Below are 15,615 nucleotides of genomic sequence, written 5' to 3'. Positions count from 1 at the left end.
ATTCGTTGTCAGAGGGGTTTGACGAGGACCAGCAGACCGGTGAAGTGCTCGACCTTGATCGGCAGGTTGTCGGCCAGGGTCGCGAGTGCCGCATCGGTGTCATCAAGGCGGAACACCCCGGACACGCGCAGCCCTTGCAGCGCCTGTTCGTCGTAGCGCACCACCCCGCGTCGATAACCGGCAAGCGCCTGAAGCACCTCGCTCAACGGACGGTCATCAACCTTCAGCAAACCTCGGGTCCAGGCATCCGGGTCGCTGTTGCCGATCGGTTTCGGTGCAAGTGCCTTGCCCGCCCTGAGCGTGGTTTGCTCACCGGCCGCGACGTTCACCGCCTCGGCGCCATTGGCCTTGGCGGCAACCACGGACTCCAGCACGCTGACCACGGTCGAACCCTCGGTTTCACGTTTCACCAGATAACGCGTGCCCAGGGCAGTCGCCGTGCCCTGATCCGTGCGCACCACAAACGGACGCTGCGCGTCCTTGGCCACCTCGACCCACATCTCCCCTTCCAGCAACTCGATAACCCGCTGGTGCCCGTCAAACTTCACGTTCAGCGCCGAGTGACTGTTGAGCTGAATCCGGCTGCCATCCGCCAACGCCACCTCGCGTCGCTCGCCGAAACCGGTGCGCTGATCAGCCAGCCACACGGGCAGGTTGTCCAGGCCGATCCAGCCGCAGAACAACACGCCAAACAATGCAAGCGCTTGAGCACTGCGACCCGACGCCTTCGGCCCCGACCGGGCAAACGCCTGCTTGAGCGCAACCCGCGCCGGCGCGGCGGGCAGATCGTCAAGACTGCCCCACAAACCACGCATGCGCTCAAGTGCCACGGCATGGCGCGGGTCCGCCTCGCACCAGGCATCAAAGGCCTGGCGGTCGGCCTCGGTGGACAGATCGTCATGCAGCAACGTCAGCCAATACGCCGCTTCGCTGATCATTTTTTCAGAAGGTGGATGAGGGCGCGTCACGACGGTTGATCCGCCCCGTACAAGGTGTTGTAACAATGCACCAGCGCACTGGCGACGTAGTTTTTTACGGTGCTGGCAGACACTTTCAATTCAATCGCGATTTCGCTGTAAGTGAGGCCGTCGAGCCGGCTGAGCAAAAACGCCTCGCGGGATTTGGCCGGCAACCCGGCAAGCATCACCGCGATTTTTTCCAGTGCCTCAAGGGCGACATGGATCGCTTCCGGGTCGGGCATTCCAGCGTCGTGAGCCTGGATCGCCAATGCCTCAAGGTAGGCCTGCTCGATCCGCCGACGCCGCGCGCCATCGATCAGCAAGCGCCCCGCCATCGTCGCCAGAAATGCCCGCGGCTCTTTGATGGTGTGCGGTTCGGCGAGGGTGAGCACCCGAATGAACGCGTCATGGGCCAGATCGGCCGCGCGTTGCGAGCAGCCGAGTTTTTTCCGCAGCCAGCCATGCAACCAGGAATGATGGTCACTGTAGAGCTCGGTAAAGGTCTGCTGACGACGGTTGAAGTCGTGATCAGCCACGGAAACATCGCGCATACGAAAAAATTTCTCAAATAAGAAAGATTACCAGTCGCACAAACGATGACAGCAAAACCATGGCAGAGCAAGCGACGTAAAGTCGCGACCTGCACCCTACTGCTGCGGCGCGACCATGCGAAAGCGGATGTTGATATCGTCGGACACCACCGTGTCCGCCCACTCGCCCTCGCCTATTTTGAAATCGCTGCGCTTGAGCGTCAGTTGGCCATCGAAGATGCCGATAGCGTTCTCGGCCTTCAGCAGCACCGGCACTTGCACCACGCGCGTGATGCCTCGCAGGGTGAGGTTTCCGGTGATCGAATAGCGGTTGCCACCGAGCGATTTCACGACGGTCGATTCAAAGGTCGCCACGGGGGAATTAGTCGTGTCGAACCAGGCCGGTTTTTTAAGTTCCTCGTTGGCGTCACTGCTGCCGGCATCAATGCTGTCGAGCTGGATCGTCAGCCCGGCCTGCGCCGCTGAAGGGTTCGCCGTGTCGAAATCCAGCGTGCCCTCGAACCGGCTGAAGGTGCCGTAGACCCGCGAACTGAACTGGTTGTAGGTAAAGGAAAGGGTGCTGGCGGTCGCGTTGACCTGCTTATAAACCGCCGCGTCCGCGCAGGGCAGCGCGCTGAAGGTGAGCGCGGCAACCCAGGTGGCGGCAAGCGCAAAGCGAGGGGGCATGGGACTCTCCGGGCGGGGTGCGTAGGCACTGAGGGCTGCATGCCCGGGCCCGCCACAGATGGAATAAAGCAAAGATCCGTGGTTTGTGCCACTGGCCGGCGCGAACCGCGTCGCGCAGTCGAACCGGCCATGGGTGGCATCACTCGGTGATGACGTTCAGCGCCACGTCGATGTTGCCGCGTGTGGCTTTGGAGTACGGGCAGATTTCATGGGCGCCGTGGGCAAGTTTATTCGCGATCTCAGGTGACAGATCCGGCACGCGCAGGGTCAATCGCGCCTGGAGGAAATACTGGTCACCGGTCTGGCCCAGATCAACTTCGATGTCCACCGCCGTCCCTTCCGGCAGCGTCACCTTCAAGTTCTGGGCGACCAGCCCGACAGCGGCGGAGTAGCAGGCCGACCAGGCGCCGGCGAACAATTGCTCGGCGGTCGGGTGCGGCAGAACGTTCGCGAACTCGTGTGCCGGTTTGGCGCTTCCCGGCGACGACAGCACGATGTCGAGGTTGCCGTTATGCCCGCGCGAGGTTTTCCCGGCAACGCTGGCGGTGGTGTGGGTTTTGCCGGTAGCGAGTACTTTTTCGATCTTGCTCATGACGATGCTCCTGAGATTATACAGTTGTTTGCGCGTGCGCTTTTATCGCACGCGATGTATTAGATAACAATTAAGCAGTAATAACGTTCAGTGCCACATCAATATTGCCGCGAGTTGCTTTCGAGTAAGGGCAGATCTGATCAGCGGTGTGCGCCAAGGTATGGGCAATTTCCTGCGACAGGCCCGGTACACGCAGGGTCAAACGCGCCTGAAGAAAGTACTCCGCACCGCCCTGCCCCAAATCGACTTCGATCTCGACCGCCAGACCCGCCGGCAACACCACGTTCAAGTCATTCGCCACCAGACCGACCGCTGCGGTGTAGCAAGCCGACCAGGCACCGGCGAACAATTGCTCTGCCGTCGGGTGCGGCTGAGTCGCGGCAAACACATGGGCTGGCTTGGCGGTGCCGGGCGTCGACAGGGTGATGTCGAGGCTGCCGTCATGGCCACGCGAAGTGATGCCGGCAGCGCTGGCGGTGGTGTGGGTTTTGCCGGTGGCCAGGACTTTATCGATCTTGCTCATGGGGTGAATCCTCTACGGTGCAATGGGTTTGGTTTTGTGCCGCATTCGATTAGGTCGTACGCGATATATAAATATTCGCTCAGAGACGGATTGGTGTCAATGGGTCTTCACGTGCTTTGTCGACGAGTGGTAGTCACCCGGTGCATGCGCTCGTCTACATCGACCGCTGCCCGAGCCCAACACTATCCAAGGACGGTACTCAGCGTTTTTCGAAGATAGCTCGCCGACGCCGGGCACAGATGTTTGAACTGGGCTGTTTCGTTGATGGCGCCCGGCGCTTCCTGCCTGTCGCACCGTTCATAGCCATGGGTGGCGAAAAACCCGGCTGCTCCCTGGGTCAACAGATGCAGTCGGCATGCACCTTGGGAAACGGCACTTTGCTCCAGTGCCTGCAGCACCTGCGTGCCCAGTCCCTCTGCGCGATGCGACTTACACACCACCACCGAGCGAAGCAACATATCGGGTGCGGCACCCTCCAGCCCTCCAAAGGCCACCGTTTTGCCCTCCACTTCAAAACGGTAAAACTGCCGTCCGGGCTGGCTCACATCATCGCAGGGCAATCCTGCCTGACGCAGCTCATGCCGCAGTTGATCCAGAGCGTCATCATCGACTTTGACCATTTGCATATTCACGACCGCTGCCCCCTACGCGCCTACACCAACCGCTCGATTTTCTGATGCTTCCAGACCAATTTGTAATACAACGTCTGCAACACCAGCATCCCCAGATACGCCACCGGAAACGCCATCCACACACCCTGCAATCCAAATTGTCCGTCCAGCACATAGGCCACCGGCAACTGCACCCCAAGCACGCACACAATCGAAATCGCCATCGGCACCAACACCGTGCCACTGGCACGCATGATCCCGCCGATGATCGCCTGAAAACCAAATACCAACAGGCTCCAGAGCATGATGTGCAACAAGTGTTCAGCCTTCGCCTGCGTCGAATCCTCGGTCAGGAACAACCCCAGCAACCAGTTCGACAGCAAATAACCCAACAGCACCAGGCCACCGGTCAGGCACACATTGATCCACATCCCGGTGCGCAAAATCGGCCCGATCCGCTCGACCCGCCCGGCACCAATCGCCTGCGCCCCGAGAATCGACGCCGTGATCGCAATCGACAACGCCGGAAACTGCACGTAATTGACGATCTGCGTCACCGCCCCATACGCCGCCGTCGCCTGCGAACCGTGCTGATTCACCAACGCCAGAATCACCAATTCCGACAGCGACAACACCACCATCTGCAACCCGGTGGGCAAACCAATGCGCAACACCTTGCCCAGAATCACCCGATCCAGGCGCATCGCCGCAAACATCTCGCGATCCGGCGCCAACGGATGCCCCCGCCGAATCAACCGCCACGCCAACCACCCCATCGCCGCGAGGTTCCCCGCCAACCCGGCATACGCCGCACTCTGAATCCCCATCATCGGCAACCCGAACCACCCCCGAATCAACGCCGGCGTCAGCGCCAACCCGATACACGTCGACACCACCAACGCCACCAGCGGCGACACCGTATCGCTCACCCCGCGGAGCAATTGGGTAAACAACACGTAAACCAGCAGCGACGGCATGATCCACATCATCACGTGCGCATAGGCGACCGCGTCGTCCAACACATCCGCCGGCGTGCCCAAACCCTGCAAGGCCGGGCGGGCGAACACACTGCCCAGCACCGCCGCTGTCAGCCCGATGATTGCGCCCAGCAGCAACGTGGTGGCGGCGATGGTTTTCACCAGATGGACTTCTTTGGCACCCCAGGCTTGACCGATGAGCACACCCGCCCCTGCGCCGAGGCCGATGACCAGCGCGATGAAGAAGAACACGATGGGGAACATGCCCGAAACAGCGGCCAGGGCTTGAGTGCCGAGCATTTGGCCGATGTAGATACTGTTGACGGTGCCCGACATGGATTGGAGAAAATTGGAGAGGACCATGGGGGCGAGGAAAAGGAGGTAGGTTTTCCAGAGGGGGTTTGGGGTGGTTGGGGTTTGCATTGGGTGGAGGTCCGTCTCGGGTGCGGAGTTGGATTCTAGAGGATAGCGTGAGCGGGGATGAACAAAGTTGGATGGATGCTTTGGCGCTGGTTTGGTCGTTTGGCCATATTGAATAAAGGTCCTAGGACGACCATAAAATTCCTACACAAATCTCGGAAACCCTCACCCTTGTCGGGTGTGTCGACGAGATAACCAAAGGGGACGGTAACCAAAGGGACAACCAAAGGGGACACCAAAGGAACCAAAGGGGACGGATCTATTTTTCAGGGACGGGAAAATAAATCCGTCCCCTTTTTTCTATAACCTGCCTTCCAGCGTAGGCCACTCTCGACCGTCAAAAAATTTGAACCGCTTCTAGCCGCGCTCGCCTAATGATCACCTTATGGATAATCCCAGAGGCAATTTGCCAATACCGGCATACTCCGAGAGGTGGGTGACGTGGCTAAAGATGAGAAGAAAAGCAAAGGTGACGCTTCGAAATCCAGCAAGGACTTGAAGGACAAAAAGTCATCACCGGCAAAGAAATCTGCTGCGGCCTCGGCTCTTTCGAAATCTTCCGACAAGAAAGATAAGAAAAAAGATGCCGAACCAAAGAAATCTGCGAAAAAAGCTGATAGCAAGCCAGACAAGGCGAAGAAATCAGACAAGGCAGATAAGCCGGCGAAAAAGAAAAAGTGACTCTGCTGTCTGCCGGGGCTTTACGCCCTGGCAGCTTTATCAGGCTGTGTTGTCCTCTGTCGCCTGGGATGCAACCGACTGGCGGTTTTTTGCCGTTTTCCGACTTCGGCCCGAGAACAAGGGAAAGCTTGTCGGGTCATTCGCTGTGACTAAAGTGTCGACTAAATCTCATGGTGAATCTCCAGCATCCTGAACGTCACTTTTGCGCCCTCGGTGGGATAGCCGGTGTTGTCCTGCACATACGCACCCGCTTTAAAATACAGTGGCTGGGTCTTCCAGGTCGGATCAACGGTGGTTCTCCAGTTGTATCCTGCTGCGCTGATGCCCAGCGCTCCCTGCGGACTGAGGTGGATCTGGTAGGAAAAGTTGCGGTTGAGCGGCACACCCGTCGCGATGGTGATGACCAGGCCCTCTTCATCGTCCGGACGCATGCGCACCTTGGCGACAATGTTTCCAGCCGCACCCGACGTTTTGTATTGGTACTCCAGCTTCACCATAGGGCTGTTGCTGTCCTTGTTGTGAATCTGGCCAATCACGATTTTGCCCGTGCTGGGTACCTGATTGATGGCCAGACTCGCCCGCAGTTTGTTATCCGCCGCCGGAAACTGCCAGTTGCGCAGCGTTCCATTGCTATAGGTTTCTCGCAATTCACTGCGCGGGTAAATGGCGTTGGCCGTCCTGGAACCGGTCACAGGCGTCCAGAAGGAAAGAACATCGCCCTCAGAACTGAAATAGAGGTCCTTGAACCCTTGCGCCAGTCGAGGCGTTTCTATGGTGGCCGGTGGGCTGCCTTCAGGGATGCTTAAATTCCAGGTGGCGAGGTCAATCATGTCAAGGATCCTTATGCGGGAATGGTGCGGCCACAGTTGCGCTCTAACCCGCGCAGTTGAGCTGTGTTAATTGGGCAGGCTGATGGTGAAATCTGCGTGGCGGTTGATTGACGTCAAATGTCTGCCGATGGCCTATTGCAGGCTTTGTGCCCAAGGGCGCGACCGCTTGTCGGCGAAGAGGCAATAAATTCAGTTCTGGATGACCGGCGCGGCGCGTCATATAGACAGGAGACCGCTCATGGGCGAGCGAACCAATGTTGCGATGTTGAAATTTGATCCGGCGTTTGCGTCGTTGCGCGATGGCCTTTCGGTCGCTCTGCAGATTGACGACACACTCTGGGTGGCGAACGACGAAACCACGAGCCTCGAACGCCTGACAATCCAGGCCGCCGCGCCCGGCGACGTCGTAACGTGCGATGAGCACCTATCGTTTCAGCTCCAGGACTTTCTGGATCTGCCCCTACCGCAGCACGACGCCGAGATCGATATCGAGGGGCTGGCGTATGTCCGCGACAGTGGTTACCTCTGGGTGGTGGGCTCCCATAGCCTGAAGCGAAAGAAGCCCAAAGCGGGCAATCCCGCTCAGAAGAATATCAAGCGTCTATCGACGGTTGAGGCGGACGGTAATCGCTATCTGCTGGCCCGCATTCCTGTAATTCAGCAGAACAACGGCTATGCACTCGCCAGGAAAGTGGACGCCGATGGACGCTCGGCGGCGCAGCTACACGGCAACGAAGTCGGTAACGACCTGACTGCGGCAATTGCTGGAGATCCTCAGTTGCGCAATTTCCTGAGTATCCCGGGCAAGGACAACGGCTTCGATATCGAAGGCTTGGCGGTGATCGGCTCGCGCCTTCTGCTGGGGATGCGTGGACCGGTCCTGCGTGGCTGGGCTGTGTTGCTGGAGATCGAACCTGAGCTGAACGAAGCCTCGACTGACACGCTAGTACTCAAGAAGATCGGCCCGGGTGGGCGCCGCTATCGCAAGCACTTCTTCGCGTTAAATGGCTTGGGCGTGCGCGATCTGTGCACGAGCGGTGACGATCTGCTGATCCTGGCGGGCCCGACCATGGACCAGGACGGCCCGGTAACGGTCTACCGCTGGCGGGGCGGTTTCGCGTCCGAGCAGGAAAGCGTGGTTTTTACAGATCAATTGGAAAAGGTGCTGGAGGTGCCTTTCGGCAAAGGCGACGATCACGCTGAGGGCATGTGTCTGTTCCAATCGGGCGAGCAGCCTGGGGAGGTTCTGCTGATACTCTACGACGCCGCTGCACAGAGTCGTAAACACGGCGATACGGCCGTGGAAGGGGATCTGTTCATCCTGAATTAGCTATGCACACGGCGCCGAATGGACGCAGTGTTGGCGTAGGAGCGAGCTTGCTCGCGATGGGCGCGAACGTAAACGCGGGGTTGGTTCATAGGAAAACGCTGCGTTTTTAGTCCATCGCGAGCAAGCTCGCTCCTACAGTTTGACTGACATGCCTGCCAATGCGGGCCCGTTTGCAGCTGCGATCAGCGCGGTTATCGAATCTATTTTGCGATCCTCTGGACCAAAGCCACACAAAAAAATATGCGAAATAAAATGTGAAGATAATTCTCGTTTGAAAGCGTTAAAAACCCATGAAGCCCAACAAATTAGCGCTTGTTCATCAAGTCGATATGTGAAATAAAATGTGAAGCCTTTCATACGGTACAGATGCTATGTCCCTGATCACATCGAAAACCTGGCTCGACCCAATTCTCCCCGATAGTTTGCCCCCGTCAATCATTGCTCTCGCGGACGCGCTACCCAGAAAGACCCAATTTCTTGCCGGACGCCTGCCACCTGAAACCGCTGCGCGCCTCGGCCGTTTGCTGCAAATCACCAATACGTACTACTCGAACTTGATTGAAGGGCAATACACCGAGCCCGCTGAAATGCAAAAAGCACAAGCGGCCCCAGTCAAGGATCGCAAGCAGCTTAAAAACCTGGCGGTTGAACAGATGGCGGTACAATCGTTGCTCGAACGGGCGTTGCGCCAGCGGGCTTCGTTTGCCTGGGGTGACATGTTTGCACCCGAGCTCGTGAGCACAGCACACAAACGACTTTTTCGCGGTGCCAGTGATGCGCAACGCACGTTGTCAGATGGTTCGATCATGCAGCCCGGCAACCTGCGATCAGTCACAGGCCAGAACGTTGTTGTCGGCAATCATGACGCGCCGGACGCTCGCGCTGTAGACGGAATGCTGCGACACCTCCAGACTGGCTTTGGTCGGCAGACAGATACCCGCCGTCAGCTTATTGCTGCGCTTGCCTACCATCATCGCCTCGCTTGGGTTCACCCCTTCGCGGACGGGAATGGTCGGGTGGCGCGGCTGGTCACTCATCTACAGTTGGTGAGCCTTGGCCTGAAGCCAACGCTATGGTCGCTGTCGCGCGGGCTTGCAAGGCAACACCGCGACTACTACGCCGCCCTGACCATGGCCGACCGCCCGAGAGAGGGTGATCTGGACGGACGTGGCCAGTTGTCTCAGCGACGCTATTTCGAATTCATCGAGTTCATGCTGCAGGTGTGTCACGACCAGGTCGATTACATGACCTCAGCGGTGGACCCGTCCCAACTTCGGGGGCGTGTGATACACGCGTTTCGCTACAATGAGAAACTTCAACAACACGGTATACGCCCCGAAAGTGCGCCCGCGATGATTGCGTTAATCACACAAGGAAGCCTGCCGCGCAACGAAATAAAGACCTTCACCGGCCTCACCCCTCGACCGGCAATCGATGAGCTTTCCCGACTGATCAAAGCAGGCTTGGTGGAAAGTCAAACGCCAAAATCCCGTATCGTCACTCCCGGCCTGCCCGCCTGGTTTGCTCAGGATATTTTTCCGGATTTGCATCGGCGGTTTCAGTAGTCGAACACTCGGCCCCCCCTTGCACAACACATATGGATATCCGTATATTCGTTCACCCATATGTCCAGGGCACACCCCATGCTCACCCCTCCCGAACTATTCAAAAGCCTCGCCGACGAGACCCGTGCCCGCGCCACGCTGTTGATCGCTTCTTACGGCGAGCTGTGTGTTTGCGAGTTGATGTGCGCGCTGGATGACAGCCAGCCGAAGATCAGCCGTCATCTCGCCCAGCTGCGCAGTAATGGCCTGTTGCTGGATCGCCGTCAGGGCCAGTGGGTTTATTACCGCCTTAACCCGGATCTGCCGGCCTGGGTGCTCGACATTTTGCAGGTGACGTTGCGGGCCAACGTCGACTGGCTGCAGAGCAACGCCGCTCGCTTGCAGGGCATGGAAAGTCGCCCTGTCCGCGACGTTGCCTGCTGTTGAACCCGCCTTGACCCAAGCCTTTGATGTCCGCCCGGAGCGGCAGGAGTTATGTATGCGAGTCCTGTTTATGTGCACGGCCAATAGCTGCCGCAGCATCCTTTCAGAAGCCATGTTCAATCACTTGGCGCCGGAAGGATTTGAAGCGGTGAGTTCCGGCAGTTTTCCCAAAGGTCAGGTGCTGCCGCGCAGTCTGGCCACGCTGCAGCAAGCCGGTATCGGCATCGATGGCTTGAGCAGCAAGGGCAATGACGCTTTCGAGGACAATCCTCCAGACATCGTCATCACCGTGTGTGACAAGGCAGCGGGCGAAGCCTGCCCGGTCTACTTCGGCCCGGCGTTGAAATCCCATTGGGGGCTGGAAGATCCGTCCGACGTGAAGGGTGACGAAGCTGCCGTTGACGCGGCTTTTCGCTCCACGCTGGCGCGCATCGAGCAACGCTGCGCAGCCTTCCTCGCCCTCCCCTTTAACAACCTCAGCCGCGATGAACTCAAGCGCGAGCTGGATCGAATCGGCTGTCTTTAAGCTGGAGGACCCATGTCCGAACACCTTCCCAATCTTGATCTCACCCTGTTCGATGACCCGCAGACGGCGAAACACCCAGGCGCTCACAAGCCGCGCATCCTGCTGTTGTACGGCTCGACCCGCGAGCGCTCGTTCAGCCGTCTGCTGGTGGAAGAAGCCGCCCGCCTTCTGGATCACTTCGGTGCAGAGACGCGCATCTTCAACCCTTGCGGCTTGCCCCTGCCGGACGATGCACCGGTCGAGCATCCCAAAGTGCAGGAGCTGCGCGACCTGGTGATGTGGTCGGAAGGTCAGGTCTGGTGTTCGCCGGAACGGCACGGCGCGATGTCGGCAGTGTTCAAGGCGCAGATCGACTGGACACCGCTGGCGCTCGGCGCCATCCGGCCTACTCAGGGCAAGACGTTGGCGGTGATGCAGGTCTGTGGTGGCTCGCAGTCGTTCAACGTGGTCAATCAGCTTCGGGTGTTGGGTCGCTGGATGCGGATGTTCACCATCCCCAACCAGTCCTCGGTGCCGAAAGCCTTCATGGAGTTCGACGAGGCAGGCCGGATGAAGCCATCGGCGTACTACGACCGGGTCGTCGACGTGATGGAAGAACTGGTGAAGTTCACCCTGCTGCTGCGCGACCACCAGACGTCGCTGGTGGATCGCTATTCGGAACGAAAAGAGACCGCTGAGCAGCTCACCGCCCGAGTGAATCAGCGTTCAATATGAGACCCGCATGACGCGCACTGCCAATGCGCCGTCCGCTTTTTTACCGCTGTGAAAAATGGACAGATTTAGTTTCCGCTTTCACCGAAAATAAATCTGTCCCCTTTTCGGATCACCGAGCCACCACCGCCCTCCTCGTCCCCGCAAACGCACTCGTCCCCAGCCAGCGCCACAAATTTTCCGCGTCCTTCTGCGCGCCATCCACGCGCATCTCGCGCGACTGAAGCACCTCCCGCGGCGTGCGGTCGCCCGTCCATACCTCGGTCAACGCCCGCACGCTGGAGTCCACGACGAGGGTCAGTTCGCGGCCCGGATCATCGCGGCACAGATCCGCCACACCCTCCTCAACCACCAGCCACCACGCTTGCTCGCCGGGCCGGGCGTCGCGAAACGTGAACTGAATGACCACCGGCCGCGCCGGGAACGTTTCGATGCGCACGAACCGGCGCACGTCCCACATCAATAGTCCGGCGTCGAGTTCGTCCTCGCGCAGGCGACTGCCGATCCAGCGCGCGCCCCAATGACCCAGCGCCATGATGATGGGCCGCAGTTCCTCGCCCGCCTCGGTCAGGCTGTACTCCCAGACGTTGCCGGCGGCGGTGCGACGTATGACGCCGATTTCCTCCAGATGGCGCAGCCGCTGTGCCAGCAGGTTGGTGGACATGCGAGGGACGCCGCGGTGCAGTTCGTTGAAGCGCTTGCTGCCGCACAACAGTTCGCGCACCACCAAGGGTGTCCAGCGTTCGCACAGGGCTTCGGCACCGCGTGCGACCGTGCAGAACTGACCGTAGCTTCCTTCCATCGTCTGGACTCCGCAACGCTTCACTTTTTGAACTGGCCCCGCCACTTCGCCACGCGCACGCTCAAGCCTTCGAAAGCCAAAAGCCAAAGGAGAACGCCATGACCAGCGTAGCCATCATTCAGCGCCCGCCGGTGCTGCTCCACCGCGATGCGACGATCGCCCGGGCCGTGCAATCGGTCGCCGAGGCAGCGGCGGCGGGAGCCGCGCTGATCGTGTTGCCCGAATCGTACATTCCCGGTTACCCGTCGTGGATCTGGCGACTGGCGGCGGGAAAGGACGGGGCCGTCATGGGCCAGTTGCACACGCGACTGCTGGCCAACGCCGTCGATATCGCCCACGGTGACTTGAGCCCCTTGTGCGAGGCCGCCAGGGTTCACGCGGTGACAATTGTGTGCGGCATCAATGAATGCGACCGGCGAACTGGAGGCGGCACGCTCTATAACAGCGTAGTCGTTATCGGTCCGGACGGTGCCGTGCTCAACCGTCACCGCAAGCTGATGCCGACCAATCCGGAGCGCATGGTGCATGGCTTCGGCGATGCCTCGGGGTTGCGTGCGGTGGAGACACCGGTCGGGCGCGTGGGTGCGCTGATCTGCTGGGAAAACTACATGCCGCTGGCGCGCTATTCGCTGTATGCGCAAGGGGTGGAGATCTACGTCGCCCCCACGTACGACACCGGTGAGGGCTGGATCAGCACGATGCGTCACATTGCGCTCGAAGGCCGTTGTTGGGTGCTCGGCAGTGGCACTGCGCTGCGTGGCAGTGATGTCCCTGAGGATTTCCCGGCGCGAGCGCAACTGTTTGCCGATCCGGATGAATGGATCAACGACGGCGACTCGGTGGTGGTCAATCCGCAAGGGCGGATCGTGGCCGGCCCGTTACACCGGGAGGCCGGCATTTTGTATGCGGACATCGACGTCGCGCTGGTGGCGCCAGCGCGACGGGCGCTCGACGTCACCGGGCATTACGCGCGCCCTGACATTTTCCAGTTGCAGGTACGGCGCACGCCGGCGACAGCGGTGCGCTACATCGACGAGTGAAGGCAAACCATTGATCGAGGAGTCATGCCATGAACACTGAACGGTCTTACCAGGGCAGTTGCTTTTGCGGCGCAGTCGAATTCACCGTCAGCGGCGAGCCGGCCGCGATGGGTTATTGCCATTGCGAGTCATGTCGGCATTGGTCAGCAGGGCCGGTCAACGCCTTCACGCTGTGGAAACCCGAGGCGGTGCAAGTGACTCGGGGTGCGGACAACATCGGCACGTACAACAAGACACCGCGAAGCTACCGCAAGTGGTGCAAAACGTGCGGCGGGCACCTGTTCACTGAACACCCCGGAATGGGGCTGATCGATGTGTATGCCGCGGTTATCCCGGATCTCGCGTACTCGCCAGGCGTTCACGTGCATTATCAGGAGACCGTGCTGCGCATCAAGGATGGATTGCCCAAGCTGAAGGACGTCCCCAGCGAATCAGGAGGATCGGGTATCAGCGTGGACGAATAGTGCCAAGGACGCGCCACGGGATTGTGGTTTAACATTCGGGCCGATGTCGTTCAAGAATTGACAAGCCGGGTAGCGAACCATGAATCGTCGTAAAAAAATAAAGCAGTTATTAAAGGCTCACGCCAAAAAAGCCAGTGCCAAATTGGCACCGGCAAAGGATAAATACATCAGCAAAGCTGACCGTTTGAAGCTGGCGGCTGAAACCAGTGACGACTCGGTCAGCGCCTCTGAGGGCTGAGAAACGTATTTGCGTTGGACCGGGCATTCCAATGGCAACGGTGTTTCGACCGGCGTCTGCCTGTTTGCGCACAACGATGAGCAACCAATTACCTCTCCCAAATCAAACTTTTCGCGTCACTGAGCGTCCACCGTTGAAGTTGCCGACGTGGCATTTCAAACCCAGATAGCTGACCTCAGCCAAGGACAACGGATGACCATTCTCATTTTTCTTATAGCCTGCGGTGCCGCCGCGAGCACCGGAATCATTTTCAAACCTGGCCAGTGGTACGAAGACCTCATCAAGCCGAGCTTCACGCCACCCAACTGGCTGTTCCCTGTCGCCTGGTCGATCATTTATTTACTGATCGCCTGGGCGGGTTACCGTTTGACCCTGATTCCAGGGAGCCAGGTGCTGCTGGCGTTATGGGCGGCGCAGATTGCGCTTAATACACTGTGGACGCCGGTGTTCTTTGGCGCACATCAGCTCTTCGCCGGCATGGTGATTCTGTCGCTGCTTTTGATAGTTGTCGCTGGCATGGTGGTACTGGGGCTGCGTCTGGACATTGTGACCGGGTTAATTCTGTTGCCTTACCTTGCATGGCTTTGTGTCGCCGCTGCGCTGAATTTTTCCATCCTGCGTAATAACCGGTGATGATGAATGCGCGACAGCATCTGCTGACCACGGCGCTATTTGCTGACGAACGCGATCTCGCGCAAATGCAGCGCTTTAACAAAAAACTCGCCTGGTTACCGCGTTTTAGAATCCGCAATCGTATTACGCCTCGGCTGATCCAGGCGCTGCTGCGCGTCAGTCAAATGCGCGGCTCGGCGAAGTTGCGCAAGCAGGGGCTTGAGGCGCAAAGAACTGTGGTTAGTGTGGGTGGCGTTTCAGTGCCCGTGCGGATAATCAGACCGAACGGAAAAGCGAAAGGCGTTGTGCTTGATTTCCATGGCGGTGGATGGGTGATCGGCAATGCGCAGATGAACGACGACCTTAACGTTGCCATGGTTAAGGCGTGCAATGTGACGGTGGTTTCTGTCGATTACCGGCTTGCGGTTACAACGCCAATTGAAGGTCTGTTGGCGGACTGTCTTTGTGTCGCTCGTTGGCTATTGAGTGAGGACGGCGGAGAGTTTGCTGATCTGCCGGTTATCGTTGTCGGTGAATCGGCAGGGGCTCATCTTGCTGCCGCCACGTTGCTCGGGCTCAAACAATGGCCCGAGTTGCTTCAACGTGTGAGGGGCGCGGTCCTGTATTACGGCGTCTACGATTTGACCGGCACGGCGAGCGTACGCGCAGCCCCTCCTCAAACGCTGTTATTGGATGGTCCCGGAATAGTCGAAGCGTTGCGCATGCTCACGCCGGGGTTAAGCGACGAGGAACGCCGGCAGCCGCCGTTGTCACCGCTGTACGGTGACTTTACGGGCTTCCCTGCTGCGCTGATGTTTGCCGGTGAGTTGGACCCGCTGATAGACGACACGCTCGAACTGGCAGAGCGGTGGACGAAATCGGCACCCGTCGAAGTGCATCTGCTGCCCTCTTCCGCCCATGGGTTTATCCACTTCCCGACCGCCATGTCAGCCAGGGTTCTGGCTCACAGCCGTGATTGGATATCGCATCGAATCGGCTGGCAGACTACGGGATGAACCAACCGCATTGTGTATGCCCCTTTCAAGCGGGTGATACAGCGTGGCGATAACCTTCCCGGCGCCGCGTTCTCTCCA

The 15,615-nt window shown here is 59.1% G+C and carries 20 protein-coding genes; 11 read left to right on the top strand and 9 right to left on the bottom strand.

Translation table 11 applies throughout. The features are described 5' to 3' along the window. Window positions 1–8: 8 nt before the first annotated feature. The 7 genes from F8N62_RS27875 to F8N62_RS27845 all read right to left on the bottom strand — a co-directional run bounded on the left by F8N62_RS27875 (window position 9) and on the right by F8N62_RS27845 (window position 5,302). Window positions 9–938: a FecR family protein gene (locus tag F8N62_RS27875; RefSeq protein ID WP_191632457.1), complete on the bottom strand. Its 930-nt coding sequence runs from the start codon at window positions 936–938 to the stop codon at window positions 9–11. Window positions 939–964: 26 nt separating this feature from the next. Continuing rightward, complete coding sequence (locus F8N62_RS27870; RefSeq protein WP_150713688.1) at window positions 965–1,510, bottom strand: sigma-70 family RNA polymerase sigma factor; 546 nt, start codon at window positions 1,508–1,510, stop codon at window positions 965–967. 96 nt (window positions 1,511–1,606) lie between these two features. Beyond that, window positions 1,607–2,176 carry a YceI family protein gene (locus F8N62_RS27865; RefSeq protein ID WP_150713687.1) on the bottom strand — a complete coding sequence of 190 codons (570 nt, stop codon included), beginning with the start codon at window positions 2,174–2,176 and terminating at the stop codon, window positions 1,607–1,609. 139 nt (window positions 2,177–2,315) lie between these two features. After that, window positions 2,316–2,768 carry an Ohr family peroxiredoxin gene (locus F8N62_RS27860; protein ID WP_150713686.1) on the bottom strand — a complete coding sequence of 151 codons (453 nt, stop codon included), beginning with the start codon at window positions 2,766–2,768 and terminating at the stop codon, window positions 2,316–2,318. A 70-nt stretch (window positions 2,769–2,838) separates the two neighbouring features. Continuing rightward, a complete protein-coding gene (locus F8N62_RS27855; protein ID WP_150713685.1) occupies window positions 2,839–3,291 on the bottom strand; it encodes an Ohr family peroxiredoxin in 453 nt (150 codons plus the stop codon). Between the two features lie 182 nt (window positions 3,292–3,473). Then, window positions 3,474–3,917 carry an arsenic resistance N-acetyltransferase ArsN2 gene (gene arsN2, locus F8N62_RS27850; RefSeq protein ID WP_150713719.1) on the bottom strand — a complete coding sequence of 148 codons (444 nt, stop codon included), beginning with the start codon at window positions 3,915–3,917 and terminating at the stop codon, window positions 3,474–3,476. Window positions 3,918–3,943: 26 nt separating this feature from the next. Then, entirely contained in the window at window positions 3,944–5,302 is a 1,359-nt protein-coding gene (locus F8N62_RS27845; RefSeq protein WP_150713684.1) for an MATE family efflux transporter, read from the bottom strand. A 438-nt stretch (window positions 5,303–5,740) separates the two neighbouring features. On the opposite strand from F8N62_RS27845, the gene F8N62_RS27840 reads away from it, so the two are divergent. Then, window positions 5,741–5,980, top strand: a complete 240-nt coding sequence (locus tag F8N62_RS27840) for a hypothetical protein (protein ID WP_191632455.1) — start codon at window positions 5,741–5,743, stop codon at window positions 5,978–5,980. Window positions 5,981–6,141: 161 nt separating this feature from the next. On the opposite strand, the gene F8N62_RS27835 is transcribed toward F8N62_RS27840, so the two are convergent. Beyond that, window positions 6,142–6,810, bottom strand: a complete 669-nt coding sequence (locus F8N62_RS27835) for a polysaccharide lyase family 7 protein (protein ID WP_150713682.1) — start codon at window positions 6,808–6,810, stop codon at window positions 6,142–6,144. A 238-nt stretch (window positions 6,811–7,048) separates the two neighbouring features. Here F8N62_RS27835 and F8N62_RS27830 point away from each other — a divergent pair, with 238 nt between their 5' ends. The 5 genes from F8N62_RS27830 (at window position 7,049) to arsH (ending at window position 11,368) form a co-directional block, all read left to right on the top strand. Further along, window positions 7,049–8,140, top strand: a complete 1,092-nt coding sequence (locus F8N62_RS27830; protein ID WP_150713681.1) for a DUF3616 domain-containing protein — start codon at window positions 7,049–7,051, stop codon at window positions 8,138–8,140. 371 nt (window positions 8,141–8,511) lie between these two features. After that, window positions 8,512–9,705, top strand: a complete 1,194-nt coding sequence (locus tag F8N62_RS27825) for a Fic family protein (protein WP_150713680.1) — start codon at window positions 8,512–8,514, stop codon at window positions 9,703–9,705. Between the two features lie 78 nt (window positions 9,706–9,783). Continuing rightward, complete coding sequence (locus F8N62_RS27820; protein ID WP_150713679.1) at window positions 9,784–10,131, top strand: metalloregulator ArsR/SmtB family transcription factor; 348 nt, start codon at window positions 9,784–9,786, stop codon at window positions 10,129–10,131. 52 nt (window positions 10,132–10,183) lie between these two features. Further along, the gene (locus tag F8N62_RS27815; protein WP_150713678.1) at window positions 10,184–10,654 is read left to right on the top strand and encodes an arsenate reductase ArsC; all 471 of its coding nucleotides are present in this window, start codon (window positions 10,184–10,186) and stop codon (window positions 10,652–10,654) included. A gap of 12 nt (window positions 10,655–10,666) precedes the next feature. Then, on the top strand, window positions 10,667–11,368 hold the full coding sequence (gene arsH, locus F8N62_RS27810; RefSeq protein WP_150713677.1) for an arsenical resistance protein ArsH: 702 nt from the start codon (window positions 10,667–10,669) through the stop codon (window positions 11,366–11,368). A gap of 109 nt (window positions 11,369–11,477) precedes the next feature. On the opposite strand, the gene F8N62_RS27805 is transcribed toward arsH, so the two are convergent. Then, window positions 11,478–12,167, bottom strand: coding sequence for a winged helix-turn-helix transcriptional regulator (locus tag F8N62_RS27805; protein WP_150713676.1), 690 nt, complete (start codon window positions 12,165–12,167; stop codon window positions 11,478–11,480). Between the two features lie 98 nt (window positions 12,168–12,265). On the opposite strand from F8N62_RS27805, the gene F8N62_RS27800 reads away from it, so the two are divergent. The 5 genes from F8N62_RS27800 to F8N62_RS27780 all read left to right on the top strand — a co-directional run bounded on the left by F8N62_RS27800 (window position 12,266) and on the right by F8N62_RS27780 (window position 15,537). Then, window positions 12,266–13,207 (top strand): carbon-nitrogen hydrolase family protein, encoded by a 942-nt coding sequence (locus F8N62_RS27800; RefSeq protein ID WP_150713675.1) that lies wholly within the window; start codon window positions 12,266–12,268, stop codon window positions 13,205–13,207. Window positions 13,208–13,236: 29 nt separating this feature from the next. Next, window positions 13,237–13,671, top strand: coding sequence for a GFA family protein (locus F8N62_RS27795; RefSeq protein WP_150713674.1), 435 nt, complete (start codon window positions 13,237–13,239; stop codon window positions 13,669–13,671). Between the two features lie 79 nt (window positions 13,672–13,750). Then, window positions 13,751–13,909 (top strand): DUF2986 domain-containing protein, encoded by a 159-nt coding sequence (locus tag F8N62_RS27790; RefSeq protein ID WP_150713673.1) that lies wholly within the window; start codon window positions 13,751–13,753, stop codon window positions 13,907–13,909. A 192-nt stretch (window positions 13,910–14,101) separates the two neighbouring features. After that, entirely contained in the window at window positions 14,102–14,542 is a 441-nt protein-coding gene (gene tspO, locus F8N62_RS27785; protein ID WP_150713718.1) for a tryptophan-rich sensory protein TspO, read from the top strand. 2 nt (window positions 14,543–14,544) lie between these two features. Then, the gene (locus tag F8N62_RS27780) at window positions 14,545–15,537 is read left to right on the top strand and encodes an alpha/beta hydrolase (protein WP_224791427.1); all 993 of its coding nucleotides are present in this window, start codon (window positions 14,545–14,547) and stop codon (window positions 15,535–15,537) included. Window positions 15,538–15,615: the final 78 nt, after the last annotated feature.

This window comes from Pseudomonas fluorescens, from assembly GCF_902497785.1.
Classification (GTDB): domain Bacteria; phylum Pseudomonadota; class Gammaproteobacteria; order Pseudomonadales; family Pseudomonadaceae; genus Aquipseudomonas; species Aquipseudomonas fluorescens_BO.
Note: the sequence above shows the minus strand (reverse complement) of the source record. Positions and strands in the feature narration are given on the sequence as shown.